The organism is Arthrobacter sp. P2b, assembly GCF_900168295.1.
In the GTDB taxonomy this organism is placed as follows: domain Bacteria; phylum Actinomycetota; class Actinomycetes; order Actinomycetales; family Micrococcaceae; genus Arthrobacter.
The window spans coordinates 782,575-809,521 of the sequence record NZ_FVZL01000001.1; the positions used below are offsets into that span (position 1 = coordinate 782,575).

Genomic DNA, 26,947 nt, shown 5'->3' on the forward strand with positions numbered 1-26,947 from the left:
CATGCAGCTCAGCATCGATCTCACCGGCCGCGAGGTCCTGGTGACCGGCTCAGACCACGCCGCGCGCCAGGCGGTGCGCCGCTACGAAGCCGCGGGCGCCGTCGTCTACCGCCTGAGCACCCCGCAGGGCGCCGGGCATGACGGGCCACTGCCCGAGCGTCCCTTCCTGGTCGCAGCGGTCGACGACGGCCAGCCCGGCTGGGACGCCCTGCTGGAGCGGTGCCGCGAAACCGGGATCCCGGTAGCAGCCGAACCGGCCGCCGGCGCGGCGGGCCAGGTCACCCTGGTAGGTGGCGGACCCGGCACCACCGAACTGCTGACGGTCGCCGCCGTCAAGGCACTGCGTGACGCCGACGTCGTCTTCTACGACCGCCTGGCCCCGTACCAGGAGCTGCCGTCCCTCACCTCCGCGGAACTGGTCGATGTGGGCAAGAAGCCCGGCCACCACAAGGTGAGCCAGACCGACATCGAAAAGCTCATGGTGGAAAGCGCCCTGGCCGGCAACAACGTGGTCCGCCTCAAGGGCGGGGACCCCTACGTCTTTGGCCGCGGCGGCGAGGAAGTGGCCGCATGCGTTGCCGCCGGCGTCAAGGTCCACGTCGTTTCCGGCGTCACCAGTGCCATCTCCGTCCCCGCGGCGGCAGGCATCCCGGTCACGCACCGCGAGGTCAGCCACATGTTCACGGTGGTCTCCGGGCACGCTCCCCTGACTGAGAAGGAACACCGGCACCTGGCGGGCCTGGGCGGAACAATCGTTGTCCTGATGGGCATCGGCACCCTCCACCAGCTGGCAGCCGGCCTGCGCAAGGCCGGGATGCGCCCGGACATGCCCATGGCCGTGGTGGAACGCGGCTACCGGCCCGGACAGCGCACCACCATCGCGAACCTCGGCACCATTACCTCCGCGGCTGCCGGGTGCAGCAACCCCGCCGTGCTGGTCATTGGCGAGGTGGTTCGCGTGGCAGAAGCCAACCGCGGGCATGCTGAGGCCGCCGCCGACCTGGACAGGCTGGCGGCCTCGCTGCTGGGTTCATGAAAGGATTGACCCCCATGACTGCACTTGCACCGGCCGAAGCGTCCCAGCTCGAAGAAGCTCCGGACGCCGCTGAATCCCCGCTCGAGGGTTTCCGCATCGGCGTGACCTCCCACCGGCGCTCCCGCGACCTGATCGAGGCCCTGGAACGCCGCGGCGCCGAAGTGCTGCACGCCCCGGCGCTGAAAATCGCCCCCGTGCAGGAGGACATGCGCCTCATCGAGGACACCCGGGCCATCATTGCGGCCAAGCCGGACCTCTGCATCGCCACCACCGCCTACGGGATGCGCCGCTGGTGCGAGGCCGCTGACTCCTTCGGCATCGGCGACGAACTGCTGGACACGCTGGGCGCGTGCCGGATGTTCGTCCGGGGACCCAAAGCCCGCGGTGCCGTCCGCGCCGCCGGCCTTGCCGACGTCGGAATCAGCAGCGACGAAACCACCGCCACGCTGGTGGACATGCTGCTTGCCGAGGGCGTCCGCGGCAAAACCGTCGCCGTGCAGCTGCACGGCTATACGGACGTACGCCAACTGGAGCGCCTGCGCATGTCAGGTGCCACCGTCCTGACCGTCACGCCCTACCGCTGGGTTAAGCCCGACGGCGAGGACAAGCTCCCCCGGCTCATCGACGCCGCCTGCACCGGCAACCTGGACGTCCTGACCTTCACCAGCGCGCCCGCCGTCGACGCAATGTGGAGCACCGCGCACGAGATGGGCGTGTACAAGCAGCTGATTGAAAGCCTCAAAACCAACGTCACCACGGCTGTGGTTGGCCCGGTCACGGCGCAGCCCCTGCTTGACGCCGGCGTGACACCGCTGATTCCCGAACGTTTCCGCATGGGCGCACTGATCCGGCTGGTATGCGAGCACCTGGCGCTGAACCATGTGCGGCGGCTGGAAACCCGGTCCGGCAACATCGAGCTCCGCGGACGGAGCCTGCGCATCGACGGCCAGCCCGTGGAACTCGCGCCCGCTCCCCTGCTGCTCCTCCGGGCGCTGCTCGGTGCCGGCGGCGCTGTCCTCTCCCGTGAATCGCTGTCCGACCTGCTGGAACTGCGCGGCTCCGTCCACGCGCTGGACATGACCGTGAGCCGGCTGCGGTCCTCGCTGCCGGACGGGCGCCTGGTGGAAACCGTGGTGAAGCGGGGCTACCGGATCCGCGTCTAGCGCCTGTGTAATGCGCGGTGCGGAGCCGTTTGTGTCCGTTTCGGGCGGGATGAGAGGTGCGTCACGGGTTCTGTTACCGGCCGGTAAAAACTGGCGAACGCACCCCTCCCGGAGCGGCAATGACGGGGAAACACAACGGTAAAAGCACACGCCTACGCTGGGTTGCATCACGAAGTTCCGGCCATTCCCGGCCGCCAGCGAAAGGGCCAGCACATGTCCGCTCCGGCACCCTCCACGTCCACCTCAGCAGCTACCCGCATCGTCATCGCCGGGGCAGGTCCCGCAGCCCAGGCACTGGTAAGGCAGCTGGACCTGGCCCGGTTCCCCGGCGCCATCACCGTGTTGAGCAACCGGGATGACACCCCGGATGAACTGCTGGACCTGGCGCTGCTCCCCCAGGTGTCGGTACGGTTCGGCCAGCCGGCCAGCCACATCGATGGCGTGAACCGGACCGTCGCCACGGCGGACGGCATGGAGTTCGCCTACGACCACCTGGTCATCGCCACAGGGTCCGCGCCCGTGGCCAACCCGGTGGAGGGCGCGGGCCAGTGCCTGAACTACTCCACCATCGATGACGCCGCGCGTATCGCCGAGGCCGTTGGCCAGGTGACCCGGGAACTGGGCAGGCGCCCGCTGGGAATCCTGGTGGGCAACGGCGCGGCCGCCGGCCAGGCTGAGGCAGTCCTGCGCGCCAGGGGCGTCCGTCCCATCCGCACCACAGCCCGCCCTGCCGCCGTCGTTCCCGGAAAGTCTGTCTCCGGGCTGGCCGCCTCCGCCGTGATTTTCGAGGACGGAAGCAGCATGAGCGGTGACCTGGTGGTCCTGGCCGAGGAGCGGGTGTCCCGGGACGACCTGGCCGCCACCGCTGGCCTGCTGACGGCCCCCACGGGCGGGATCGTCATCAGCCAGGACTTCCGGACGTCCATCCCCGGGATCTGGGCGATCGGGGATGCGGCCGCGTTCGACGGCGTCCGGCTGGGCCTGCTGGTGGCCGCGGCTTCCGCTGCGGGTGCCTGCGCATCACAGCTCCTGACGGCCTCCGCGGCCGGGCCTGTCCTGCAGGCAGCCGCCTGACTTCCGGCGCCGGTTCCGGGCGCCCTGGGTGGGGGCCCGGCTGTGACAAGATGGTTCCCGAAACGAGTCAAGGACGCGCCGGGGCCCACAAGGCCCCTGGAGAGGACCATCATGAGCAACGAAGCCACCCCTTCCGTTCAACCAGCCGCCGCTGTTGCCGGGACAATCGCTTCCTACATCGACCACACCCTGCTGAAGCCCGAGGCCTCAGAGTCCGACGTCCTGAAGGTCTGTGCAGAAGCCGCCGAGTACAGCTTCAAGTCCGTGTGCGTCAACCCCGTCTGGGTCAAAACGGTCAAGACCGCCCTCCAAGGCTCCGGTGTCCTCACCTGCTCGGTGGTGGGCTTCCCGCTGGGTGCGACGCCCACGGATGTCAAGACGTTTGAGGCGCGCGGCGCCGTCCTGGACGGCGCTGACGAGGTGGACATGGTCATCAACATCGCCGCCGCACGGGCCGGTGACAAGGGCGCATTGACGGAGGACATCAGCTCGGTGGCCGAGGCAGTCCATGCCAGCGGAGCCATCCTGAAAGTCATCATCGAAACTGCCCTGCTGACGGACGACCAGAAGGTCCTGGCGTGCCAGGCGGCCGTGGCGGCCGGCGCCGATTTCGTGAAGACCTCAACCGGCTTCAACGGCGGAGGCGCCACGGTGGAAGACATCGCCCTCATGCGCAGGACGGTGGGGCCGGATCTGGGGGTCAAGGCCTCCGGCGGCGTGCGTTCCCTCGCTGACGCGCAGGCTATGATTGCTGCAGGTGCAACACGTATTGGCGCCAGCTCCGGCATTGCCATCGTCAAGGGTGAACAGGGTTCATCCGCCTACTGACGGCCGGCCGGGGGCAGCCACAGATTGAGCCCCGCGGGGCCGAGGAGGAACGAATGTCCAGCAAGATTACGGCGTCCAACCAGGGCTCACCATCGAACCAGGGCACTGTCCGCACTCCCCAGAATGAGAACAAGCTCTCCGGCAGCATCGTTCTCTTCGTCATCATCATGGCCCTGTTCCTCGGAGCCGTGTACTCCCTGTCCTTCCTGACGCTCGGCAACCCGTGGCCGATGGCCGTCTGCCTGGGGCTCTTCGCCCTGGCCTTCTGGATCCCGCAGACCATCCTGGGCCGCTCGGACTCCGCCGGCGAGCACTGATTCCAGGTAAGTAGCACCACGTGTCGTTATGAGCGGTCAAAACGACACATACTGCTACCTGGTTGGGACATAAGCCAACGAAACCCCCGGGACGACTCCCGGGGGTTTCTGCGTTCATAGCCAGAGTTTCATCCAGGCACCGGCTGCCGCCGCCACCCTGGTCCACTGGTTCTGCGCGATGGACCAGCCGGCAACGGTGAGCCCCACCATGGCGTAAGCGCTTACCGGGATCAGCACCAGCCATTCACGTTTGGACCCGGCCCTGCCCAGCAATGGCAGGGACAGTGCGCCGTTGGGCCGCCACACGTTCCGCAGCAGCGGGACCTTGCGCAGCAGCTTTGGCGGCCGGATGACAAGCGGCCACAGCAGCGGCACTCCCCCGGTGGTGATCAGGTCGCCCACGATGTGCACCACCACGCCGATGAGCATGGACATGGGCAGCCACGTCCACTGCTCCGGTGCGTACACGGTGACCAAACCGGCCATGGCCAGCGCGAAGATCCAGTTGGTGACGAACCCGCTCTTGGGGAAGAGCTTCAGGGCCTTGGCCGCAATGTTGATCAGGAACATGCAGAGCAGCCCGGCGCCCACGGACAGCAGGCCCCAGGGGGTCTCCATCTGGAACTGGGACGCCAGGGCGGCAAGGAGCACAAAAATCCCTGCGCCGAGGATTGAATGAGTGCCCTGCCGGTGCCCGCCGCTGGCGTTTTCGATACCCACGGCAATCACGTTGGACAGCGGCGGCAGGGAGTTGGCCACCGTACTGTGCCGATGGTCCCAGTCGCACACCAGTGCTGTCCCCGCCGTCGCCATGCCGCCGATCAGGATGCCGGTGGCATCCAGCGGGTACCAGCCCAGGGTGTAGGGGCCGGTGGACGCAACAGCTACCCACGCCGCGGCTCCCGACGCGGCGTGGTGTCCTCCCATCATCCGTCAGGCCACTGTCAGCGGCTGGTCGGAGAAGATGTTGCGGATCACTCCGTTGGCCCATTCCAGGATTTCCGCGTCCTGCAGGTCCCGGCCACCGATCCGCGCCGTTTTTGGCTTGGGAATCAATACAGCGTCGAGTGCCGGCTTGGACTGCGAGCCCGGATACATCCGGGTCAGCCGCATAATCTTCGATTCCGGCAGCTGCGCCGGCGAGAATTTGATGAAGTTGCCCTGCAGGGCGACGTCCGACAAGCCGGCTTCCCGGGCGCCCACCCGGAACCGGGCCACCGCCACCAGGTTCTGCGCGGGCAGCGGCGGCTCGCCGTAGCGGTCCACCAGCTCGGCCAGGACCTCGTCAATGGCCTCGTTGGTGAGGGCGGAGGCCAGTTTCCGGTAGGCCTCAAGGCGCAGCCGCTCCCCCGGCACATAGTCGTGTGGGAGGTGCGCATTGACCGGCAGCTCGATCTTCATCTCGGCGGCCTTCTCCTCGGCCTCGCCGCGGAAGTCCGCCACAGCCTCGCCCACCAGCCGGATGTAGAGGTCGAAACCCACTCCCTGGATGTGCCCGGACTGTTCGCCGCCCAGCAGGTTGCCTGCCCCGCGGATTTCCAGGTCCTTCATGGCCAGCTGCATGCCCGCGCCCAACTCGTTGTGGGCCGCTACGGCCTTGAGCCGTTCCAGCGCCACCTCGCCGAGCGGCTTCTCGGAGGGGTACAGGAAATAGGCATAAGCGCGTTCGCGGCCGCGGCCCACCCGCCCGCGGAGCTGGTGGAGCTGGGATAGGCCGTACTTGTCCGCGCCGTCCACAATCAGGGTGTTGGCGTTGGAGATGTCCAGGCCCGTCTCGATGATGGTGGTGCACACCAGGACGTCGAAGCGCCGCTCCCAGAAGTCCACGATGATCTGTTCCAGGCGGCTCTCGGACATCTTGCCGTGGGCCACTTCCACCCGGGCTTCCGGAACCAGCTCACGGATTTTCGCCGCGGTCCGTTCAATGGTGGACACCCGGTTGTGGACCAGGAACACCTGCCCCTCGCGCATGAGCTCGCGGCGGATGGCGGCCGAGGTCTGCTTGTCCGTGTACGGGCCAACGTAGGTCAGCACGGGATGGCGTTCCTCCGGCGGTGTAGCCAGCGTGGAGGTCTCCCGGATGCCGGTGAGGGACATCTCCAGGGTGCGGGGAATCGGCGTGGCGCTCATCGCCAGCACGTCCACGTTGGTGCGCATCTTCTTGAGCGCTTCCTTGTGTTCGACGCCAAAACGCTGTTCCTCGTCCACGATCACCAGGCCCAGGTCCTTGAACTCGAAGTCCTTGGACAGCAGCCGGTGGGTACCGATCACCACGTCCACGGAACCGTTCTTGACGCCTTCCGCCGTCTCCTTGGCCTCCTTGGCGGCCTGGAAGCGGGACAGCGGCTTCACACGCAGGGGGAAGCCGGAGAAGCGCTCCGTGAAGGTCTCGTAGTGCTGCTGGGCCAGCAGGGTGGTGGGCACCAGCACGGCCACCTGTTTGCCGTCCTGCACGGCCTTGAAGGCAGCGCGCACCGCGATCTCGGTCTTGCCGTAGCCCACGTCGCCGGACACCAGGCGGTCCATCGGGATTTCCCGCTCCATGTCCGCCTTGACCTCGTTGATGGTGGTCAGCTGGTCTGGCGTTTCCACGTACGGGAAGGCTTCCTCCAGTTCACGCTGCCACGGCGTGTCTGGGCCGAAGGCGTGCCCGCGCGAGGCCATCCGGGCGGAGTACAGCCGGATGAGCTCACCGGCGATTTCCTTGACGGCTTTCCGGGCTTTGGACTTGGTGCTGGCCCAGTCCGCTCCGCCCATCTTGCTCAGGACAGGGGTGTCGCCGCCCACGTAGCGGGTCACCTGGTCCAGCTGGTCGGTGGGAACGAACAGCCGGTCTCCCGGTGCGCCGCGCTTTGACGGCGCGTACTCCAGGACAAGGTACTCGCGGACGCCGTCGCCTCCACCGGCCACCTTGCGCTGGATGAGCTCCACGAACCGGCCGATGCCGTGCTGCTCGTGGACCACGTGGTCCCCCGCCACCAGCTGGAGCGGGTCCACGGCGTTGCGCCGCTTGGACGGCATGCGGCGCATGTCCTTGGTGGATCCGGCGGACGTGCGGCCCAGGAGGTCGGCTTCGGTGAGCAGGCCCAGCTTCAGGCCGTCCAGGACAAAACCGCGTCCGACGGCGGCAGTGGTCACTTCGATGATTCCCGCCTGGGGTTCGTGGTCAAGGCTGTCCACGCGGGCGCAGGGGATGTCAGCGTCGTGGAAGAGCTCGGCCAGGCGCTGGGCGGGGCCGGGGCCCTCGGTGGCCACCACGATCCGCCACTGGTCGCGCACGTGGGATCCGATGAAGTCCATCATTTCCGCCACGTCGCCCTGGTAGCCGCGCGGCTCGCGGGCGTGCAGGTTCAGGACGTCAATTTCGGGGAGGAGCTCCTCGTCCTGGGCGAGCGAGGTGATGGACCACCAGGAAACGCCGTGCTCCAGTGAGGTTGTGCGGGTCTCTGCCAGGGACCGGAAGCTGGCCGAGTGGAGGGCCGCGGTTGCCTGGGAGCTCAGGTCCAGGGGCGCCGTCCCGCCGTCGGATGCCGTGGACCAGGCTGCCTCCAGGAACTCCTCATTGGTCGCGGCAAGGTCGTGGGCCCGGGTCCTGACCTTTTCTGGTTCGATGACCACGGCAATGGATTCCGCGGGCAGCTGGTCCACGAACGGGACCATGGAGTCGACCAGCACCGGGGCGAGGGACTCCATGCCTTCCACGGCGATGCCGCCGGCGATCTTTTCCAGCATGTCGGCCGCGGCCGGAAGCTGGGCCTTGAGCGTAGCGGCCCGGGACATCACGGACGGCGTGATGAGGATTTCGCGGCAGGGCGGGGCATGCAGTTCGGTGGGGTGGTGGATGCCGGGGGCGGACAGCGAGCGCTGGTCTGCCACGGCGAACCAGCGCATCTGGTCCACCTCGTCGCCGAAGAACTCCACCCTGATGGGGTGGTCCTCGGTGGGCGGGAAGACGTCGATGATGCCGCCACGGACAGCGAACTCGCCCCGGTGCGTCACCATGTCCACGCGCGCGTACGCAGCATCGGCGAGGCGGCGCACCACGTCCGTGAAGGAGACGTCCTGTCCCACCTTCAGCGTGACCGGCACCAGGTCGCCCAGCCCGGCCACGACGGGCTGGACCACTGCCCTGACGGGAGCCACAACCACCCGGAGCCGCCCCGCCGTCGAACTTTCAGGGTGCGCCAGGCGGCGCAGGACGGACAACCGGCGTCCCACGGTGTCCGAGCGCGGCGAGAGGCGCTCGTGCGGGAGGGTCTCCCAGCTGGGGAACTCCGCCACCGCGTCAGCCGGCAGGTAGGCGCGGAGTGCGGCGGCCAGGTCCTCGGCTTCGCGGCCCGTGGCGGTGACGGCCAGCACCACGCCGGGCTCTGCGTCACCGGGCTGTTCTGCCGTGGCGGCCGTCAGCCCGTCCGCCATTTCGGCGAGCAGTACGGCCCGCAGCCCGGCAGGTGCACTGATCTGGTAGTCCTGGCCCCGGATGGAAAATCCCCGGGCGGCCTCGGCCCGGACGCGGGCGAAGGTCTGGTCCGTGGCGAGTACGCGGCGCAGGCCGTCCAGTGACGGGCCTGGGGTGGATTGGCCAGCGGTGGACGGGCCGGGAAGGCTCATGGCAGAAGCTCCTGTGGTGTTCATGGATCGCAGGCAACGCGAAAACCCGAAATTCGCTGCGAATCCCGGGTACCCCCAGCCTACCGCGCACCGGCGACATGGCTGTGGCCGGATCCGGAAAGCCTCCACCGGATGTGGCGGCTAGGCTGGCCACACCGGCCAGGCAACCGGAGCCCCGTCCACAGTGGCTTCGGCTCCGAACTGCTGGGGACGAAAAGGAGACAGGCATGACCGAAAGCAAAAAACTGCAGGTGTCACCAAAAACCGTCCTGGTCACCGGCGCCACCGGCTACATCGGCGGCCGGCTGGTGCCCAAGCTCCTGGAGGCAGGCCACAGCGTCAAGGTGCTGGTGCGTTCCCCTGACAAGATCGCCGGGGTGCCGTGGCGGGACGACGTGGAGGTTGTGGAAAGCAGCCTGGACGACGGCGACGCGCTGCGGGCGGCGCTGGCCGGCGTCGACGTCTTTTATTACCTGGTGCACTCCATGGCCGCCGGGGCCGGGTTCGAGGCCAAGGAGCAGGCTATGGCCCGGACCGCCGCCCAGGCAGCCGCGGACGCCGGCGTTGACCGGATCGTCTACCTGGGGGGTCTGCACCCCAAGGGCGTGGAGCTCTCCACCCACATGCGTTCCCGGGAGGCCGTGGGCCAGGTGTTCCTGGACAGCCCGGTGGACGCCGTCGTCTTCCAGGCAGGCGTGGTGATCGGCTCCGGCTCGGCGTCCTTCGAAATGATCCGCCACCTTTCCGAAACGCTGCCCCTGATGCCCGCACCCAGCTGGGTGCGGAACCGGATCGAGGCCATCGCCGTGCGCGACGTCCTGTACTACCTGGTGGCCGCGGCGTCGCTGGACGGGCCGATCAACCGGACGTTCGACGTCGGCTGCCGGCAGGTGCTCACCTACGCGGGGATGATGAAGGAGTACGCCGCGGAAGCTGGCCTGCCCTACCGGGTGGTGCTGGCGCTGCCCGTCCCGGCGCCGAAGCTGGCAGGCATGTGGGTGGCACTGACCACGCCCATCCCGCTCTCCATGGCGGTACCGCTGGTCCAATCCCTGCAACATGACGCCGTGTCCAACGAACATGACATCGACCAGTACGTGCCACAGCCCGACGGCGGCCTGACCCCCTACCGGACCGCCGTCGCCCTGGCGCTGGGCAAGGAACGGGACGGCCAGGTGGTCACCACCTGGGCCAACGCCGGCGTGGCATCGGACCCGTTGCCGAGCGACCCTGACTGGGCCGGACACAAGGTGTACATCGACGAACGGACCTTCCACGGCGACGTTGACCCGGCCCATGTGTGGACGATTATCGAAGGCATCGGCGGCCGGAACGGCTGGTACTCGCTGCCCCTTGCCTGGCAGGTGCGCGGGTGGCTGGACAAACTGACCGGAGGCGCCGGACTGCTCCGCGGACGCCGGCATCCCCACACACTGGCCACCGGCGAAGTGGTGGACTGGTGGCGGGTGGAACGGATCGACCGCGGCCGGCTGCTGCGGCTGCGTGCCGAGATGCGGGCGCCCGGGCGGGCCTGGCTGGAGCTGTCCGTGGAACCCGACGGAACCGGCAGCCGCTACCGGCAACGGGCCATCTTCTTCCCCAAGGGCTTGAGTGGCCGGCTGTACTGGCTGGCCGTGCTGCCGTTCCACAGCCTCATCTTCCCGGCCATGGCACGGAACATCACCGGGGCCGCGCAAAAGCTCGTCGATGCGGAGCGCCCGGCCGGGACACCGTAGGATGTTTTGAGTTAAATCCGTTCCCCAATGTCCCAGGAGGACCCATGGCCCTGAGCGCTACCACCACCCTTCCGCACTCCGTCGACAGCGTTGCAGCTGTCCTGGTGAACGAGGATTTCCAGCGCCACGTCAGCCAGCTGGTGGGCGGCAACCTGGAATCCTTCACCGTTGACGGCGACGTCGCCGGTGCGTTCAGCGCCACGTCGGTGCGGACCCTTCCCACCACCCGCCTTCCCGAATTCGCCCGCAAGTTCGTGGGCGAGCACCTGAAGGTGACCCAGGTGGAAAGCTGGGCCGCTCCCGCCGCCGACGGCTCCCGGCAGAGCAACATCTCCCTCAAGATCGCGGGCGCACCCGTGGACGTCACCGCCGTGCAGCGGCTGGTGGCTGAGGCCAGCGGAACCCGCGTCGAGCTCGAAGGCGAGGTCAAGTCCTCCGTGCCTTTCCTGGGCGGCAAGATCGCAGACGCTGCCGAGCCCATGGTGGCCAAGGCCCTGAACCTGCAGGCCAAGCAGGCGCAGGCCTGGCTGGAAAGCCACTAGTTCCGTGGAGCTGCCCGTTTTCGCTGCCCTGGTCCTGATCGTGGCCGGCGTCTGGTCCCTGGTGGTCTGGCCGCAGTTCCTGCGCCGGGTCATGAAGGACCCGCGTGCTCGCGATGCCGCCGGCAAGGCCACGAAGTTCCTGACGGTCCACGTGGTGCTGGTCAGCATCTCGATGGTGCTGGGAGCCGCCACGGCCGTCATCGGCATCATGGGGCTGTTCGGGTAAGTTGCATTAAACCGGAAGACCCTCCTCCCGAACTTCACGGGGAGGAGGGTCTTTTCGTATCCGCGCCGGCGTGTCAGGCGGCCTGGTTCAGTGCATCCTCCGCGGCAACCCAGGAAATCATGGCGCACTTCACGCGTGCGGCGTACCGGGCAACGCCTTCAAACGCCGCGGCGTCCCCCAGCAGGTCCGGATCGGCGTGGATCTTGCCGCGGGACCGCAGGACTTCGCGGAAGCTGTCAATGACCTCATGCAGTTCCGCCACGGTCATGCCCTCCGCAAGCTCCGTGAGCACCGAGGCCGATGCCATGGAGATGGAGCAGCCCGCCCCGTCCCAGGAAACCTGGGCCACCTTTCCGTCCTCCACCGCAAGGCGAAGGGTCACCTCATCCCCGCACACCGGGTTGAGCTGGTGGGATTGCCCTGTGGACGCGCCCTCGGGAGCTACGGTTCCGGCGAGGCCGCTGCCGTGCCGCGCTTTGGAGTGGTCGAGAATGATCTGCTGGTACAGCTGGTCCAAACTCATGGGTTACCTTCGATCTTCCGGCTAGGCGCGGAAATAGGCCCGTACGCCGGCCACGGCATCCAGGAACTGGTCCACGTCATCGGTGGTGTTGTAGAGGTAGGCGCTGGCGCGGGTGGTGGCGGTCAGCCCCAGCCGGCGGTGCAGCGGCTGCGCGCAGTGGTGGCCAACACGCACGGCGATCCCCCTGGAGTCCAGGAACTGCCCCACGTCGTGGGCATGGACGCCTTCGACGTCGAACGCGGCAAGCCCAATCCGTTCCCCGCCGGCGGCCGGACCCAGCACGCGGATGCCGGGGATCGATTCGAGACCGGTCACCATCCGTCCCCCGAGTTCGGTTTCCCACCGGTGGATCCGGTCCAGCCCGGTTTCCGTCAGGTAGTTTGCTGCCGCGGCCAGGGCTACGGCCTGTGAGATGCGCTGGGTCCCGGCCTCGAAGCGCTGCGGGGCAGGCAGATACTCGGCACGCTCCATGGTGACGGTGGTGATCATGGAACCGCCCGTCAGGAAGGGCGGCAGGATATCCAGCAATTCCTGCTTGCCGTAGAGCACGCCGATTCCGGTGGGGGCGAGCATCTTGTGCCCGGAGAAAACGGCGAAGTCCACATCGAGTTTTTTGACGTCCAGCACCATGTGCGGTGCCGACTGGCAGGCATCCAGGACCACCAAAGCGCCCACGGCGCGGCCCAGGGCCACGAGTTCCCGGACCGGGTTGATGGTGCCCAGGACATTGGACGCATGCGTGAAGGCAAGAACCTTGGTCCGGCTGCCGATGATGTCCCCGGCCTGGTCCATCCGGAGGCTACCGGCGTCATCGATGGGAATGTAACGGAGGGTGGCGCCGGTGCGGAACGCCAGCTCCTGCCAGGGAATGAGGTTGGCGTGGTGTTCCATCTCCGTCACCACAATCTCATCGCCGGGCTTCAGGGCGAGGTCCGCCAGCCCGGCGTCACCCCGGCCCTGGGCAGCCCACAGTCCCGCTGTGGACAGGGTGTAGGAGATGAGGTTCAGGCCTTCGGTGGCGTTGGACGTCCAGATGGTCTCCGAGTAGTCGGCGCCAATGAAGTCGGCCACTGTCTGCCGGGCGTCCTCGAATGCTTCGGTGGCCTCCACGGCAAGGTGGTGGGCGCCACGGTGCACGGCCGCATTCCGCTGCTCATAGAATTCCTGCTCGGCTTCAATGACGCTGAGGGGGTTCTGTGAGGTTGCCCCGGAGTCCAGATAAACCAGTGGCCGTCCGTTGACGAGCTGGTCCAGGACCGGGAAATCATTACGGATGCGGAGAACTTCGGCGTTATCCAGTGTGGCCGGGAGGGCTTGCTCCAGTGAGGCTGGCGTTGATACGAGGGCCAAAACAATCTCCTTGGGATGCCAACGGATGACATTCAATTGTCCCACAGCACGACTGTGGCGGCCGCCCGGAGGGGCAGCCGCCACAGTCGCTCCGGGCTTCAGCCCGCGGAGTGGAGGGCCGGCGACGGCTGGGGGGAGAGTCTCGGTCTCAGAAGACTCTGACGCCGCCGGCCCCGTCTTGGCCCGGTCCCTGGGGACCGGAAGTTTGAAAGAGGCCTCGATGTGCTGCTGGCAACCTCTGCGGCGTCCTGCCTGCCGTTTGCTTTGCCTCCTTAAGTAAATCCTGCGCCACCCTCCTGTACACGAGTAGGGTGTACTCGATTTCCGCGCCGGGGTACTACCTAGGAGCCCTGGGACGCTGCAGGCACCGGTCCATTCCCGTCAGAGCGGAGGCGGGCATGGCACAGCGGAGCAGCCTGAAGGCGACAAAGCCGCAGGTGAGAAGGGCAGGTTGATGCAGCGTGCCGGATGCCGGGCGTTGCGGGATGTCCCGGCCTACTTGGGCAGAGCGGACTCCAGTTCGTCCCTGCTGCGTACACCCAGCTTCACGTAGGTCCTGTACAGGTGCCCCTCCACGGTGCGGACGGAGACCATCAGCTTTTGCGCTATCTCGCGGTCGGTGAGGCCCTGCACCGCGAGTTCCACGATGTCCTGTTCACGCCGGGTGAGGTGGACGGCGGGAGCCGCGGCGATGAAGCGGCCTTCCCTGAACCGTTCGCCCAGTTCATGGTCGCACCGCTCGCGCTGCGCAACAGCCTGCCTGGAGCGGCGGCGTTCCCCGGCGTGCTCCAGTACGGAGCTGGCACGGGCGTAGGCCTCGCGGGCAAGGTTGACGAAGCCTGACGCTTCCAGCGATGCCGCCGTTTCCATCAAGGCATCCCCGTCGGCCGCTTCCCAGCTGGTGGCAAGCGTCAGCATGGCCGCTGCCCAGCGTCCCAGCACATCGCGCGCGGCGTCCTGCACCATGGGAATCACCGACGGGTCCCCCAGATCCCAGCACACGGCCAGGAGTTCGAGCAGGTGGCCGGCCCTTCCCGAGGCTTCGGCAGCTGTCATCATCGTGTGCAGCGAGGCGATGCCCTTGCCGTCGCGGGACAAGTACTCGGCGGCCGCGGCGGCGTACGCTCCTGCAAGGAGGTCATGCGCGGGCCCGCCGGCCACGGCGTCCTTGTAGTCCTGCTCCAGGCGCCTTGCCTGCGCGGAGTCTCCCAGCCGCGCCGCAACATAGAAGCCCAGCGAAGAACCAAAGCGGAACAGCTGGAGGGGGTCGTTGAGCCTCAGTGCTTCCACCGCCGGCAGCAGCAGCTGGTAGGCGCGCTCCATCCGGCCCTGCTTCAGCAGCGAATAGCCACGGAGCACCTGCAGGCTGCCGTCAAAGGTTGCGGCACCGGTGGCATGGCCGGCGGCGTAGCTGTCGAGTTCCCGCTCCGCTGATTCCCACTCCCCCATGGCCAGGTAGCTGATGACGAGCCTGCCCAGCACGAACTCGGGAAAGAAAAACAGGCTGTCTTCCAGCGGCGGCAGCTCGGAAGCTGCCAGCAGCGCGGCATCCAGTCCTTCTGCGGGCCGTCCGGCAGCCGTAAGGGCATGGGCCAGCAACGCCTCGCCCACAGCGCCGATGGGCTCAACGTCCGCTTCCGGGGAGCTTCGGTTCCTGATGGTTTCCACCTCGGCCGCGAGCGCCCGGTAGTCCACCTCGGCGCCTGACTGCAGGAGGTGGAGGATCTCCTCCTGCCAGGTCCGCTGCCCGTCGGCTGACCGGCCGGTGTGCTCCCGGACGTCCTCGGCCACGGCTGCCAGCTGGTGCCCGGCCGCCTGATGCGCCGAGACCCGGAGCAGGAGGACTGCCGGGCCCTGGGGATCGTCCGCAAGCTGAAGCCAGCAGCCGTCAAGCAGCGCGGCAGCGTCCGCATAGGCGCCGTTGTTGTACAGTGCACGGGCGTGGACCGCCCGGGCCATGGGTGCCATCGCGGGGTCCTGCACCCTGGCGGCGATGGAGGCGGCGCTGTCGTTGCGGAACCGCGCCAACGCCTCGCGGGCGGCCTCCAGCAGGTCGGCGTCGGGTATCCGCAGCCCGCATTCCAACGCCCATTCCACGGAACGCAGCCGGCCTTCGCCGCGCAGCACGATGCCGTCCTGGTGTGCGCGGGTTCTTTCCTGCAGCTGAAGGCTGCGGGACACCGAAATCGTGTTCCGTATCGCATTGGCGAACAAGGCGTTCCACATGGAGAGCTCAGCCGGCACCCCGGACGTTTCAACCACCATCTGCTGGTCCAGCAGGGACCGGACCACAGGGGCGCCGCAGATGTCCTCGATGACCTTCCGCCCAACCGGTCCGGCCAGCGCAATCAGCTTCAATGCTTCCTGTTCTTCGGGCCGCCGCCGGAGGTGGTCCTTTGCAACCACTGCCGTCAACCTGGCGCCGTCAGCCGGCAGGGAGCCCAGCAGGATCCAGATCCCGTTGCGCTTGGACAGGATCCCGGCTTCGGCGGCATCATGCAACAGCGCGTCCAGGATGCGGGGGTTGCCGCCTGATGCACTCCAGAGCGAGTCAACGGTGGCTGCGGGAACTGTTCCGTCCAGGACGTGGGCGAGGACTTCCTCGATCTGTTCCCGGTTCAGGGGCCGCAGGTCCACGCGCTCGGCCAGGCCGTCGTACCACAGCTGGTCCAGGGGCTGCGGCAATCCAGGCCGCGGACGTGCGGCCGCCACGACGGTCGCCCAGCCAGCGGAGATCAGGTCTGCCACAACACCGGCGGAAGCGTCATCCAGATGGTGGGCGTCATCCACCACCAGCAGGACCTGGCTGCCGGTACCCGTCTTGAGCTTCTCGAAATATGTCCACATGGAACGCAGGACCGCTACGGGTGAGACTGATTCCTCGGCTGTCAGGTCAGCGGTGTACGGGGTCAGGACCCCGAACGGCACGGCGGTGAGGGCGGAACTGGCATGGATCTGCAGGATGTGCATGTCGCCGGCAAGCCGCTCCGCGATGGCCTCCGTCAGGGATGATTTGCCGATGCCGGGACCGGCCATGACGAAAACTGCCTGGCTGGTGCGGTTCCGGACAATGTTGCAGATCCGGTCCAGCGGCTCGCGGCGGCCGGTGAGGAGCCGGTGCGCCGGTGCCGGCTTGTGTCCATTAGACGAGTCCAGTCAGATCACCCCTGGAAGTTACGCCCAGCTTGGTGAAGACCTGGTACAGGTGGCCTTCCACAGTCCGGACTGACACGCCCATTTCCAGGGCAATGTCACGGTTTGACGCACCACGCCCTGCAAGCCGGGCAATCTGGCGCTCCCTGCTCGTCAGCAGCGGGCTGCCGCTGCTGGGCACGATGGGCAGGTTGGCGACAGTGGCGGCCAGGATGTCAAGGCGGGCCTGCGCGGTCCGGGCGGAGATGGAATCCCCGTCCTGGCGTGCGAAGTCCACGGCCAGGGCCATGCACCTGGCCTCCACCGCGTCCAGTTCCAGCGTGGCCGCCAGCTCGCCGCCGGCAAGGAGCGTCTTCGCGTCCCTGGTCCGGCTGCCCACGGCAATGAGCCGGGAAACCTCCGCCAGTGGTCCCTGGCGGTGGGACGCAAGCTCCTCCAGAAGCCGGAAGTCGTTGTCGCTCCCGTTCACCGTGGCCGCAAGCAGTTCGACGCCGGCGAGCGTGTAGCGCCCGGCCTCCATGTTCTGGCGGGCCGACTGCTTCAGGCGGGTGACGGCGTCGGAGTCGCCCAGCCAGCGCCCCGCCACGAGGGCGCAGAAACTGATGAGGCTTTCGGTTGCGAAACCTGATGTGCCGGGAACCCGCTGCAGTTTGCTGAGGTATTTGCGGGCCTGGCCGGCGTTGCCGGTTTGCGCGTGCGCCAGGGCTGTTGCCGCGTAGGCGAAGCGGAGTGCAGCCTGCACAGGTTGCAGTTCCAGCTGGGCGGCAGCGGACATCAGCGGATCGAGCGCGGCAGCGCCCCGGCCGGCATAGACGTAGGCGATCCCGGCAGCCAGTTCCGTGGCGGCACTGCCGTAGGGAAGCCGGTACTGTTCCTCGTCGCTTTGTGGTCCCAGCAGGTCGATGCACCGCCGCCACTGCCCGGCCAGCAGCAGCACCAGGTAGGCCTCCCTGGTGTACCGCTCACGCAGGCCCACCACGTGGGAGGCGTCGCTGATCTGGCCGCCGAGCTGCCGCATCAGGCCCAAGGCGTCCATTTCCCGGCCGGTCAGGGCTAGTGCAGTCATCAGGAGGATGGCCGAATGCATCCGGTAGTCCGCGTCAGGGTTCAAGGCAGGGTCCGCGGCTGCCTCAAGGTCCGGAATCAAGGCGGCGTAGTCACCCACGAAGGCGCGGTATTCGAAGTCGCTCAAAGAGACAAGGTTGGCTGCCACGGCGGCGGGCTCCGGCCATGATGCGTTGTTCCCGGCCGGTGCCAGCCTGTTCCGGGCTTCCTGAAGAAGTTCCGGTACCTTGCCGGCCCGCTCCGGCAGCCTCATCATGACCCGTGCTTTGGCGGCTACAACGTGCGCGTATTCCTCGACGTCCAGGGCCTCGAGTTCCGGCCGGGAGATGCCGTCCAGTGCTGCGAGTGCCTGGACGGGCATGTCCAGCTGCAGGTACGCGGCAGCCTTCTGGCGCTGCGCGGGCAGCCATTCGCGGTCCGTCCTGTGCAGCATCTCGGCGTAGGTCAGGGCGAACCGCGGATCGAACAGCTGGACCGCCGCTTCGGCAGCCGCGAGGGCCAGGGCGGGGCTCAGCGGGGCCTCACACTCATGGGTCCAGGCGGCAAACGCCATCAGTTCTTCGAGCGTCATGCGGGCCGGATCAGGTTCCTCACCTGCCAGCAGCACGCTGCGCAGTTCACGGCGCCGGGCGATGCTCAGCCAGGTGCGCACGACGTCGCCGATGTACTTTTCTCGCAGGGACACCCACCGGTGGTCCGAGTCGTCGACCTCCAGCAGCCCGCCGTCTTCCATGTCCGCCACGACGTCTGCCCCGTACACGGCGGTAAGGCGGGACAGCTCAACCCGGCGGGCGCAGGACAGCATTTCAATGACTTCCCGGGTTTCCGGGGTTTCCCGCGACCAGCGAGACCGGACGATGTCATCGAGGCTGGCGGCGCCGTCGAGCACCACCTTGTCACGCAGGGTCCAGACGGAGTCGGACAGCACCAGGTTTCCGGACAGTTGCTGTTCGGTGACCAGTGCTTTGAGCAGCAGCGGATTGCCGCCCACCATCCGGTGGTAGGTGTTGACCAGGGAGGCAGACACCCGGTGGCCCAGCAGGGACAGCAGGACCTGGCGGGTCTGGAGCTCGTTGAGGTTGTTGAGGCGTACTTCTGTCAGGCGCCGGTCCGTGAGCAGCCAGTGGAAGTCGGCCGGAAGGTCGCTGATGTTCGGTGCGACGGCAATGATTTTGGCGGTGCCCGTCAGGAGTACGTTCAACAGCACTCCGGCGCTCATGTCGTCAATGCTGCCTGAGGTGTCAAGGGTGATCACGCATGGCCTGCCTGCGGCGTCGCTGCGGATCAGCGACGTGATGCCGCGCAGGATGGCCGTGGGCGACCCCATGTAGGCCTGCGGAAGCCTGGCCAGCAGGAAGGAGAGGCAGCCGTAGGGCGTGGTGGATCCGGTAGGCCCGCTGCGGAGCTGCAGGGACCACACCTCCGGCCCCAGATCGGCCACGGCGGCACGGGCGAGGGAGGATTTGCCTACCCCGCGGCCCCCGGTGATGACGACGCCCAATGAGTTTTCAGTGGTCAGCGCAGTGCGGACGGTTTCCAGGTTGGCACTGCGGGCGGGCGCGGACCATTGCTGCCCCGGTGCACCGGAGCTTGGTGTGCGCAGCCCAACGTCCTGAGGTGTTGACCCACGTCCCCAGCTGAGTGGCTCGATTGACATGAACTTTTCCCCTACATCCCGCGATAGCGGGATGTAGCCCCATTGCTCCCCCGCATACGAAGAAGAGTACCCTGTGGCACGGACCAGGAGACAGGTCAAAACGACTTTAAGTTTGTATATTGCTATCGATCGGATTTGGCCGGATGGAATTTTTGCTGGGCTGACGTGAGCCCGTCGCGCAGCAGCAACTCGACGGCGTCGGCCGCTTCGTCCAGCAGGAACGGCAGTTCCTTAAGCTCCGCGCTGCCAAAGTCACGCAGGACGTAGTCCGCGGTGTCCATCCTGCCGGGTGGACGGCCCACCCCCACGCGGACGCGGAGGTAGTCCTTGGTGGCGAGTGCTTTGGAGATGTCCCGCAGCCCGTTGTGGCCGCCTTCCCCGCCGCCGATCTTGAGTTTCACCGTGTTGAAGGGAATGTCGATCTCATCGTGCACGGCAACCACGTGGTCCGGCGTGATGCCGTAGAAGTTGGCCAGCGCCGAGACGGGACCGCCCGAAACATTCATGTAGGTCATGGGCTTTGCCAGCACCACGCGGGGGCCACCGATACCGAGCCGCCCCTCCACAACCTGGGCACGTGCCTTGTGGGTCTTGAACCCGGCGCCGATCCTGCCCGCCAGTTCGTCGAGCACCATCTGGCCAACATTGTGCCTGTTGCCGTGGTACTGGGCGCCGGGGTTGCCGAGGCCGACGATCAGCCAGGTATCAGTCATGGGTCAATCCTAAGGTGGTGTTGTGAGGGGTGTTTCCGCGGCGGGAGGGCGGCAGACGCAACAGTGGCCGGACCCCTGCGGGATCCGGCCACTGTCAGGAAGTAGCGGCTGATTACTCTGCTGCGGCTTCCCCGGCTGCTGCGGGAGCCTCGGCTCCTTCAGCGGCTTCGGTCTCTTCTTCCGTGGCGGTGGCCTCGGAGATGTTGACCACGAGCGCCTCGGCGTCGGTCAGCAGTGCGGAACCCTTCGGCAGAACCAGGTCGGAAGCGTGGATGTGCTCGCCGGCGGCACGGCCTTCGATGCTGACCTCGACGGTCTCGGGCAGGTGGGTTGCCTCGGCCTCGAGGGACACAACGGTCAGTTCCAGGTTGTGGACGGTGCCGGGGGCGGTTTCGCCGGTGACGTGGACCGGAACGTCGACGGTGACCTTCTCGCCCTGGCGGACCGTCAGGAGGTCGATGTGCTCGATGATCTGCTTGATCGGGTCGCGCTGTACGTCTTTGACCAGGGCCAGGTGGCCTTCGCCGTTGATGTCCAGGGACAGCAGGGCGTTGGCGGTGCGGACAGCCAGGGTGGTGGCCTTGGCCGGGAGGGTGACGTGGATGGGCTCTGCGCCGTGGCCGTAGATAACGGCGGGGATCAGGTTCGCCATCCGTGCGCGGCGGGCGTAGCCCTTGCCGAATTCGGTGCGCAGTTCTGCTGCGAGCTTCTGCTCAGACATGGAAATCTCCTTGAAAACTAAACGGTGTTCAGCAAGGGCGGAGGTCTGTTGCGACCTTCAACGCCGGGCGGCCGAAGGCGGCCCTTTCAAGAAGGCAGCCCTTCACATGAAGGGCAGATCAGACCCAGTCGATAACGGAGACCTGCAAGCCGGTTGCCCGGCTGCTCTCCCTCGCCAAGGTATCGCTGTAAAGCTTACCAGCGCCGGGCCCGTTTACTGAAAACGGACCCGGCACCGGCACTGCCTAGGCGTTGCCGTCAAACAGGCTGGTGACGGAACCGTCGTCGAACACTTCACGGACGGCGCGCGCAATCAGCGGGGCGATGGACAGGACGGTCAGCTGCGGGAACCGCTGGGACGCGGTGAGCGGAAGGGTGTTGGTGACCACCACTTCGCGGGCACCCGAGTCGGCGAGCCGCTGGGCTGCGGGGTCGGAGAAGACGGCGTGGGTGGCGGCGATGATGACATCCTTGGCGCCCGCGTTCTTCAGTACCTGGACGGCGCCGGAGATGGTTCCCCCGGTGTCGATCATGTCGTCGATCAGGACACAGGTGCGTCCCTCGATCTGGCCCACCACGGTCTTGGAGACCGCCTGGTTGGGGACAGTCAGGTCGCGGCTCTTGTGCACGAAGGCCAGGGGGGCGCCGCCCAGGCGCTCAGCCCACTGCTCGGCCACGCGGACGCGGCCGGTGTCCGGGGACACAACCGTAATGTTCTCTGCGTCCACCCGGGTGCGGATGTAGTCCGCGAGCAGCGGGATGGCCATGAGGTGGTCCACGGGCCCGTCGAAGAAGCCCTGGATCTGGGAGGTGTGCAGGTCCACGCTCATGATGCGGTCGGCGCCGGCGGTCTTGTAGAGGTCGGCCACCAGGCGGGCGGAAATGGGCTCGCGGCCGCGGCCCTTCTTGTCCTGGCGTGCGTAGGGGTAGAACGGGGAGACCACGGTGATCCTCTTGGCGGAGGCCCGCTTCAGCGAATCGATCATGATCAGCTGTTCCATGAGGTGGTTGTTCAGCGGGGCCGGGTGCGCCTGGATGACGAAGGCGTCGGTGCCGCGGACGCTCTCGCCGGCGCGGACGTAGATTTCACCGTTGGCGAAGTCGTAGGCGTCCACCGGCAGCAGGTCAGTACCGAGCTCCTTGGCGATCTCCCGGGCCAGCTCCGGATGGGCCCGCCCGGTGGCGAGCACCAGCTTCTTCTCGCCGTGCGCCGTAATTTCGCTCATTATTACTTGCCCTCTTCTGTAGATGCCGGGGTACTTGAGGAATCTGTGGTGGCTGCCTGGGCCAGTTCGGCGGAGCGCGTTCCCGGCCTGTTGGCGGGGACCCACCCTTCGGTGTTGCGCTGCGCTGCGATGCTCAGCGCCAGGGCGCCCGCAGGCACGTCCTTGCGGATCACCGCGCCGGCGCCGCTGTAGGCGCCGTCCCCCACGGTGACCGGGGCAACAAAAACGGTGTTGGAACCGGTGCGGACGCCGGAACCGATGACGGTGCGGTGTTTGTTCTGGCCGTCGTAATTGGCTGTGATGTTGCCGCAGCCGATGTTCGTGTCCTCGCCGATTTCGGCGTCGCCGGCGTAGCCGAGGTGGGACAGTTTGGAGCCGCGGCCGATGGTCACGTTCTTGGTTTCGTAGAACGCGCCGATCTTGCCGCTTTCGCCCAGGACGGTGCCGGGCCGCAGGTACGTGAAGGGCCCGACGGCGGCGCCGGCGCCGATCACCGACCCGGAACCGTGCGTGCGGACCACCTTCGCGCCTTCGCCCACGGTGACGTCCGTCAGCGTGGTGTCGGGGCCGACGACGGCGTCCCTCGCCACGCGGGTGGCCCCGTGAAGCTGGGTGTTGGGCAGGAGACGGACGTCCTCGTCAAGCGTCACGGAGGAATCGATCCACGTGGTGGCCGGGTCCACGACGGTGACGCCGGCGCGCATCCAGGCTTCCACGGTGCGGCGGTTCAGCTCCGCTCCGAGGGCCGCCAGCTGGACGCGGTCGTTGGCGCCCTCCACCTGCCAGCGGTCAGCGGTGACGACGGCGGCAACGCGCCCGCCTGCCTCCCTCGCCAGTCCCAGCACGTCCGTGAGGTACTTCTCGCCCTGCGCGTTGTCCGTGGTGACCTTGCCCAGGGCGTTGCGGAGTACGTCGGCATCGAATGCGTAAATGCCGGAGTTGACCTCGCGGATCAGCCGTTCGGCTTCCGTGGCGTCCTTGTGCTCGCGGATGCCGGTTATTGTGCCGTCGTCGCCGCGCAGGATGCGGCCGTAGCCGGAGGCGTCGTCCAGGACGGCCGTCAGGACCGTGACGGCGTTGGCTTCCTGCTCGTGGGTGGCAACCAGCTCAGCCAGCAATTGGCCGGAGAGCAGGGGCACGTCGCCGTAGGTCACCACGACGGTGCCCGTCAGCAACTGTTCCGCATCCAGGGCCTGCAGCGCGGCTTCAACCGCGCGGCCCGTGCCGGGGATATCGTCCTGGTCCACAATGACGGCAGCAGGATCGAGGTCAGCGACATGACCGGCCACCAGGTCCCGTTCGTGGCGGACGACAATGGCGAGCTGCCGGGGGTTGATGCTGCGGGCTGCCAGGAGCGCGTGCCCCACCATCGACCGGCCACCGATTTCATGGAGGATCTTGGGGGTACGTGACTTCATCCGGGTGCCGGCGCCTGCCGCCAGGACGATTACGGCGGACGGGGCCTTCTCGGGGATCACGTACGGGCTCTCCTTGCTTGGGTTACGCTGGCGCTTGCGGTGTCCGGCCAGTCTGCCGGCGCGGCACCGAGTGTCATCCTACTGAACTCCTCGCACAGCAGTTCCGCCCATAGGATTCGAACCTATACTCCACGGCTCCAAAGGCCGGGGTGCTGCCGTTACACCAGAGCGGACCATGCCCAAGGCGCAAGGCCCGGGCACAATCCCCTATTTTGCCACGGGTTCGGGGCGCCGCGCGACACGAGGCCGCCGGGTCCTCCCGGACGCACCGGAATCCCGCCGCAGACGGGTAAGGCATGATGGAAATGTGAGCAACAACCCGCCGCGGACGCGGATGACCGGACTTCAGCGCCGGAGCCAGCTGATCGACGTCGGGCGCGGCCTCTTCGCCGTCCGCGGACTGGACGGCACCACCATCGAGGAAATCGCCGCCTGCGCGGGAGTCTCCAAGCCGGTCATTTACGAACATTTCGGTTCCAAGGAAGGGCTGTACACCCAGGTGGTGGACTTTGAGTTCCATATCCTGCTGGACGCCATCAATACGGCCCTCACTGAGGAGGCGAAGCCGCGCGTCCTGGTGGAACGCGCCGCGCTGGCACTTCTGACCTACATCGAAGACCGCACCGAAGGTTTCCGGATCCTGATGCGGGACGCCCCGCCGTCCCAACCCGAAGGCGCTTTTTCCACCCTGCTCTCCCACGTCACCGCCCGCGTGGAGCACATCCTCTCCGACGAGTTCTCCCGCCGGGGGTTCAGCGGCGAGGACGGCGCCATGTACGCCCAGATGCTCGTGGGCATGGTAGCCATGACCGGCCAGTGGTGGCAGGACAGCCGCCAGCCCGACAAACACACCGTCGCCGCCCACCTGGTCAACCTCGCCTGGAACGGCCTGACCGGCCTCAAGAAAGACCCTGAGCTGAAGTCCGAGGGCTAAGTCTCCCCTGCTCGCCTTTCCGGGCCCTTTGTCACCTTTGCGAGTCGCCCTTTGGTCACCTTCGCAGGTGGGCCGTGGTTAGGTTCGCGGTGCAGTGGCCCTTCGCCGTCGCTTAGACACGACGCATAGGTAACGCTCCGGTCGCTGGGCGACCTCCACGCTACGATGCGCCGCGATGCGCGACTACACGAAGGCCCCCCGCACCACTTTTCCCGATCGTTGCCTTCGCATGGCTGCCAACTTACCCACCGCCAACCTCACAGAAGCGTCGTCACCTTCCAGGGCGGTCCCGACGGAAGTTCCCGGCACCCTGCCGCTCCTTCGTTCCGGACGTGAGCACGCTGGGAGGGGACGCTAGCTTCCGGAGACGGTCCTTCGGAAAGTCGCGCATCGCGGGACATCGGAGCGTGGAGGTCGCTCAGCGACCGCAGCGCTCCCTATGTCCTGTGTCTAAGCGACGTCGAAGGGCCGGTTCCGGAACCCAAGGCGGGCGGACGTCGAAGGGCCGGCTCCGGCACCCAAGGCGAGCGGCGGACGTCGAAGGGCCGGCTCCGGCACCCAAGGCGAGCGGCGGACGTCGAAGGGCCGGCTCCGGCACCCAAGGCGAGCGGCGGACGTCGAAGGGCCGGCTCCGGCACCCAAGGCGAGCGGCGGACGTCGAAGGGCCGGCTCCGGCACCCAAGGCGAGCGGCGGACGTCGAAGGGCCGGTTCCGGAACCAACCGCAGAGAACCGAACAAGGGACTACTCCCCGAGGACCTCTACAGCTTCGAGCCATTCGAGTTCGAGGGCGTCGCGTTCGCCGGCCAGGTCTTTGAGTTGCCGGTTTTGCTCGGCCAGGGCGTCGAAGTCGGAGGCCTCGGTGCTTTTCAGCATCAGGTCGTGAAGCTTTTTCTCTGCCTGGTCCAGTTTGCCCAGCTGGCGTTCGATCCGGTTCTTGGCTTTGCGGGCGTCGCGCTTTTCGGCTTCGGACGGGCCGGACTGGGCCGCTGCAGGTGCCGAACCGCCGCTGGTGACGGGGTTTCCGCCGCCCGTGACGGTGGATCCCGCAAGTGCAGCTTCACGGAGTTCCAGGTACTGGTCCACGCCGCCGGGCAGGCCGCGGAGCTTGCCGTCGCCAAGCAGGGCCATCTGGTGGTCGGTGACGCGCTCCAGGAGGTAGCGGTCGTGGCTGACCACCACGAGCGTCCCCGGCCAGCCGTCCAGGACGTCTTCCACAGCGGCAAGGGTGTCGGTGTCCAGATCGTTGGTGGGCTCGTCGAGCATCAGCACGTTCGGCTCCCCCACGAGCAATCGCAGGAGCTGCAGGCGCCGGCGCTCACCGCCCGAGAGGTCCTTCACCGGTGTCCACTGCTTCTGGTTGGTGAACCCGAGCTGCTCCACCAACTGCCCGGCGGTGAATTCCCGCCCGCCGACGTTAAAGGAACGTTTCTCCCGCTCGATGACTTCGATGACGCGAAGGTCGGAGACGTCGTCGAGCTCCTTGACCTCCTGCGTGAGCACGGCCGTAACCACGGTCTTGCCGCGCTTCAGCTTGCCGGCGTCGGGGGTGATCTGGCCGTTGAGGAGCTTCAGGAGGGTGGTCTTGCCGGCGCCGTTGACGCCTACCAATCCCAGGCGCTCACCCGGGGCGAGGCGGAGGGTGATGTTGTCAAAAAGCTTCCGGCCGTCGTCGGCGCCCTGGAAGTTGAGGGAGACGTGCTCCAGGTCCAGGACGTCCTTGCCCAGGCGGGCCGTGGCCATCTTGTTCAGCGCCATGGAATCCCGGGGTGCCGGGACGTCTTCGATAAGGGCGTTGGCTGCTTCGATCCGGAACTTCGGCTTTGATGTCCGTGCCGGTGCGCCGCGGCGCAGCCAGGCGAGCTCCTTCTTGACCAGCTGCTGGCGCTTGCTCTCCACCACGGAGGCCATCCGGTCCCGCTCGGCGCGGGCCAGCACGTAGGCCGCGTAACCGCCTTCGAAGGGGTCAACGATTCCGTCGTGGACTTCCCACGTTTTGGTGCAGACTTCATCCAGGAACCAGCGGTCGTGGGTGACCACCAGGAACGCGCCCTGGTTGGCCCGCCAGCGTGTCTTCAGGTGCCGGGCCAGCCAGGCAACGCCCTCGACGTCGAGGTGGTTGGTGGGCTCGTCCAGCATGATGACGTCGTGGTCCTCGATCAGCAGCTTGGCGAGTGCCACGCGCCGCTTCTGGCCGCCGGAGAGGGCATGGACGTTGGCGTGCCAGTCCACGTCGGAAACCAGACCGCCCATGATTTCGCGGATCCGGGGGTTCCGGGCCCACTCGTAGTCCGCCTGGTCCCCCACGATGGCGGCACCCACCGTGAGGTCGCCGTCGAGCACGTCGCTCTGGTCCAGGTAGCCGACGTTGACGTCGCCGCGTTTGGTGACCCTGCCGGCGTCGGGGGTGGAGCGCAGCGCGAGCAGCCGCATGAGGGTGGATTTGCCGTCGCCGTTGCGGCCCACCATGCCGATCCTGTCACCCTCCTCGAGTCCCAGGGTGACGCCGTCCAGGACGGTGCGGGTTGCGTAGGAAACCGTGAGGTTCTCGCCGCCAAGAAGGTGTGCCAAAGGGTACTGCTTTCTGCTGCTCGGG

The 26,947-nt window shown here is 67.3% G+C and carries 20 protein-coding genes and 1 tRNA gene; 9 read left to right on the top strand and 12 right to left on the bottom strand.

The annotated features are described in order from the left end of the window. Nucleotide 1: 1 nt before the first annotated feature. The 5 genes from cobA to B5520_RS03485 all read left to right on the top strand — a co-directional run bounded on the left by cobA (nucleotide 2) and on the right by B5520_RS03485 (nucleotide 4,418). Nucleotides 2-1,036 carry a uroporphyrinogen-III C-methyltransferase gene (cobA, locus tag B5520_RS03465; RefSeq protein ID WP_079595636.1) on the top strand — a complete coding sequence of 345 codons (1,035 nt, stop codon included), beginning with the start codon at nucleotides 2-4 and terminating at the stop codon, nucleotides 1,034-1,036. A 14-nt stretch (nucleotides 1,037-1,050) separates the two neighbouring features. Continuing rightward, complete coding sequence (locus tag B5520_RS03470) at nucleotides 1,051-2,199, top strand: uroporphyrinogen-III synthase (protein WP_079595637.1); 1,149 nt, start codon at nucleotides 1,051-1,053, stop codon at nucleotides 2,197-2,199. A gap of 213 nt (nucleotides 2,200-2,412) precedes the next feature. Continuing rightward, nucleotides 2,413-3,273, top strand: a complete 861-nt coding sequence (locus tag B5520_RS03475; protein ID WP_079595638.1) for an FAD-dependent oxidoreductase — start codon at nucleotides 2,413-2,415, stop codon at nucleotides 3,271-3,273. A 111-nt stretch (nucleotides 3,274-3,384) separates the two neighbouring features. Continuing rightward, nucleotides 3,385-4,101, top strand: a complete 717-nt coding sequence (gene deoC, locus B5520_RS03480; RefSeq protein ID WP_079595639.1) for a deoxyribose-phosphate aldolase — start codon at nucleotides 3,385-3,387, stop codon at nucleotides 4,099-4,101. Nucleotides 4,102-4,154: 53 nt separating this feature from the next. Further along, nucleotides 4,155-4,418: a hypothetical protein gene (locus B5520_RS03485; protein ID WP_079595640.1), complete on the top strand. Its 264-nt coding sequence runs from the start codon at nucleotides 4,155-4,157 to the stop codon at nucleotides 4,416-4,418. 114 nt (nucleotides 4,419-4,532) lie between these two features. Here the strand turns inward: B5520_RS03485 and B5520_RS03490 are convergent, their stop codons facing one another. Together B5520_RS03490 and mfd are read right to left on the bottom strand one after the other, a co-directional pair. Then, the gene (locus tag B5520_RS03490) at nucleotides 4,533-5,348 is read right to left on the bottom strand and encodes a metal-dependent hydrolase (protein ID WP_176156746.1); all 816 of its coding nucleotides are present in this window, start codon (nucleotides 5,346-5,348) and stop codon (nucleotides 4,533-4,535) included. Between the two features lie 3 nt (nucleotides 5,349-5,351). Further along, nucleotides 5,352-9,029: a transcription-repair coupling factor gene (gene mfd, locus B5520_RS03495; RefSeq protein ID WP_079595642.1), complete on the bottom strand. Its 3,678-nt coding sequence runs from the start codon at nucleotides 9,027-9,029 to the stop codon at nucleotides 5,352-5,354. A 227-nt stretch (nucleotides 9,030-9,256) separates the two neighbouring features. Between mfd and B5520_RS03500 the strand changes: the two genes are divergently transcribed. From B5520_RS03500 to B5520_RS03510, 3 genes are read left to right on the top strand one after another with little or no spacing between them, the layout of a single operon-like run. Next, on the top strand, nucleotides 9,257-10,765 hold the full coding sequence (locus B5520_RS03500) for an SDR family oxidoreductase (RefSeq protein WP_079595643.1): 1,509 nt from the start codon (nucleotides 9,257-9,259) through the stop codon (nucleotides 10,763-10,765). 44 nt (nucleotides 10,766-10,809) lie between these two features. Next, nucleotides 10,810-11,307 (top strand): DUF2505 domain-containing protein, encoded by a 498-nt coding sequence (locus B5520_RS03505; RefSeq protein ID WP_079595644.1) that lies wholly within the window; start codon nucleotides 10,810-10,812, stop codon nucleotides 11,305-11,307. Between the two features lie 4 nt (nucleotides 11,308-11,311). After that, nucleotides 11,312-11,533 carry an SCO4848 family membrane protein gene (locus B5520_RS03510; protein ID WP_079595645.1) on the top strand — a complete coding sequence of 74 codons (222 nt, stop codon included), beginning with the start codon at nucleotides 11,312-11,314 and terminating at the stop codon, nucleotides 11,531-11,533. 73 nt (nucleotides 11,534-11,606) lie between these two features. Here the strand turns inward: B5520_RS03510 and sufU are convergent, their stop codons facing one another. The 9 genes from sufU to B5520_RS03555 form a co-directional block, all read right to left on the bottom strand. Further along, the gene (sufU, locus tag B5520_RS03515) at nucleotides 11,607-12,056 is read right to left on the bottom strand and encodes a Fe-S cluster assembly sulfur transfer protein SufU (RefSeq protein ID WP_079595646.1); all 450 of its coding nucleotides are present in this window, start codon (nucleotides 12,054-12,056) and stop codon (nucleotides 11,607-11,609) included. Between the two features lie 21 nt (nucleotides 12,057-12,077). After that, nucleotides 12,078-13,406, bottom strand: a complete 1,329-nt coding sequence (locus B5520_RS03520) for a SufS family cysteine desulfurase (protein ID WP_079595647.1) — start codon at nucleotides 13,404-13,406, stop codon at nucleotides 12,078-12,080. 495 nt (nucleotides 13,407-13,901) lie between these two features. Further along, nucleotides 13,902-16,562, bottom strand: a complete 2,661-nt coding sequence (locus B5520_RS03525; protein ID WP_368483716.1) for a helix-turn-helix transcriptional regulator — start codon at nucleotides 16,560-16,562, stop codon at nucleotides 13,902-13,904. Next, nucleotides 16,549-19,281 carry a helix-turn-helix transcriptional regulator gene (locus B5520_RS03530; protein WP_079595649.1) on the bottom strand — a complete coding sequence of 911 codons (2,733 nt, stop codon included), beginning with the start codon at nucleotides 19,279-19,281 and terminating at the stop codon, nucleotides 16,549-16,551. The genes B5520_RS03525 and B5520_RS03530 overlap by 14 nt, the downstream gene beginning before the upstream one ends. A gap of 122 nt (nucleotides 19,282-19,403) precedes the next feature. After that, a complete protein-coding gene (pth, locus tag B5520_RS03535) occupies nucleotides 19,404-19,994 on the bottom strand; it encodes an aminoacyl-tRNA hydrolase (protein WP_079595650.1) in 591 nt (196 codons plus the stop codon). A gap of 112 nt (nucleotides 19,995-20,106) precedes the next feature. Next, the gene (locus B5520_RS03540; protein WP_079595651.1) at nucleotides 20,107-20,715 is read right to left on the bottom strand and encodes a 50S ribosomal protein L25/general stress protein Ctc; all 609 of its coding nucleotides are present in this window, start codon (nucleotides 20,713-20,715) and stop codon (nucleotides 20,107-20,109) included. A 244-nt stretch (nucleotides 20,716-20,959) separates the two neighbouring features. After that, nucleotides 20,960-21,940 (bottom strand): ribose-phosphate diphosphokinase, encoded by a 981-nt coding sequence (locus B5520_RS03545; protein WP_079595652.1) that lies wholly within the window; start codon nucleotides 21,938-21,940, stop codon nucleotides 20,960-20,962. Nucleotides 21,941-21,942: 2 nt separating this feature from the next. After that, the gene (glmU, locus tag B5520_RS03550; RefSeq protein WP_079595653.1) at nucleotides 21,943-23,418 is read right to left on the bottom strand and encodes a bifunctional UDP-N-acetylglucosamine diphosphorylase/glucosamine-1-phosphate N-acetyltransferase GlmU; all 1,476 of its coding nucleotides are present in this window, start codon (nucleotides 23,416-23,418) and stop codon (nucleotides 21,943-21,945) included. Nucleotides 23,419-23,519: 101 nt separating this feature from the next. After that, a tRNA-Gln gene (locus B5520_RS03555) sits at nucleotides 23,520-23,591 on the bottom strand. A 134-nt stretch (nucleotides 23,592-23,725) separates the two neighbouring features. Between B5520_RS03555 and B5520_RS03560 the strand changes: the two genes are divergently transcribed. Continuing rightward, nucleotides 23,726-24,352, top strand: coding sequence for a TetR/AcrR family transcriptional regulator (locus B5520_RS03560; protein ID WP_079595654.1), 627 nt, complete (start codon nucleotides 23,726-23,728; stop codon nucleotides 24,350-24,352). A 743-nt stretch (nucleotides 24,353-25,095) separates the two neighbouring features. Here the strand turns inward: B5520_RS03560 and B5520_RS03565 are convergent. Further along, nucleotides 25,096-26,922, bottom strand: coding sequence for an ABC-F family ATP-binding cassette domain-containing protein (locus tag B5520_RS03565; protein WP_079595655.1), 1,827 nt, complete (start codon nucleotides 26,920-26,922; stop codon nucleotides 25,096-25,098). Between the last annotated feature and the right edge of the window lie 25 nt (nucleotides 26,923-26,947).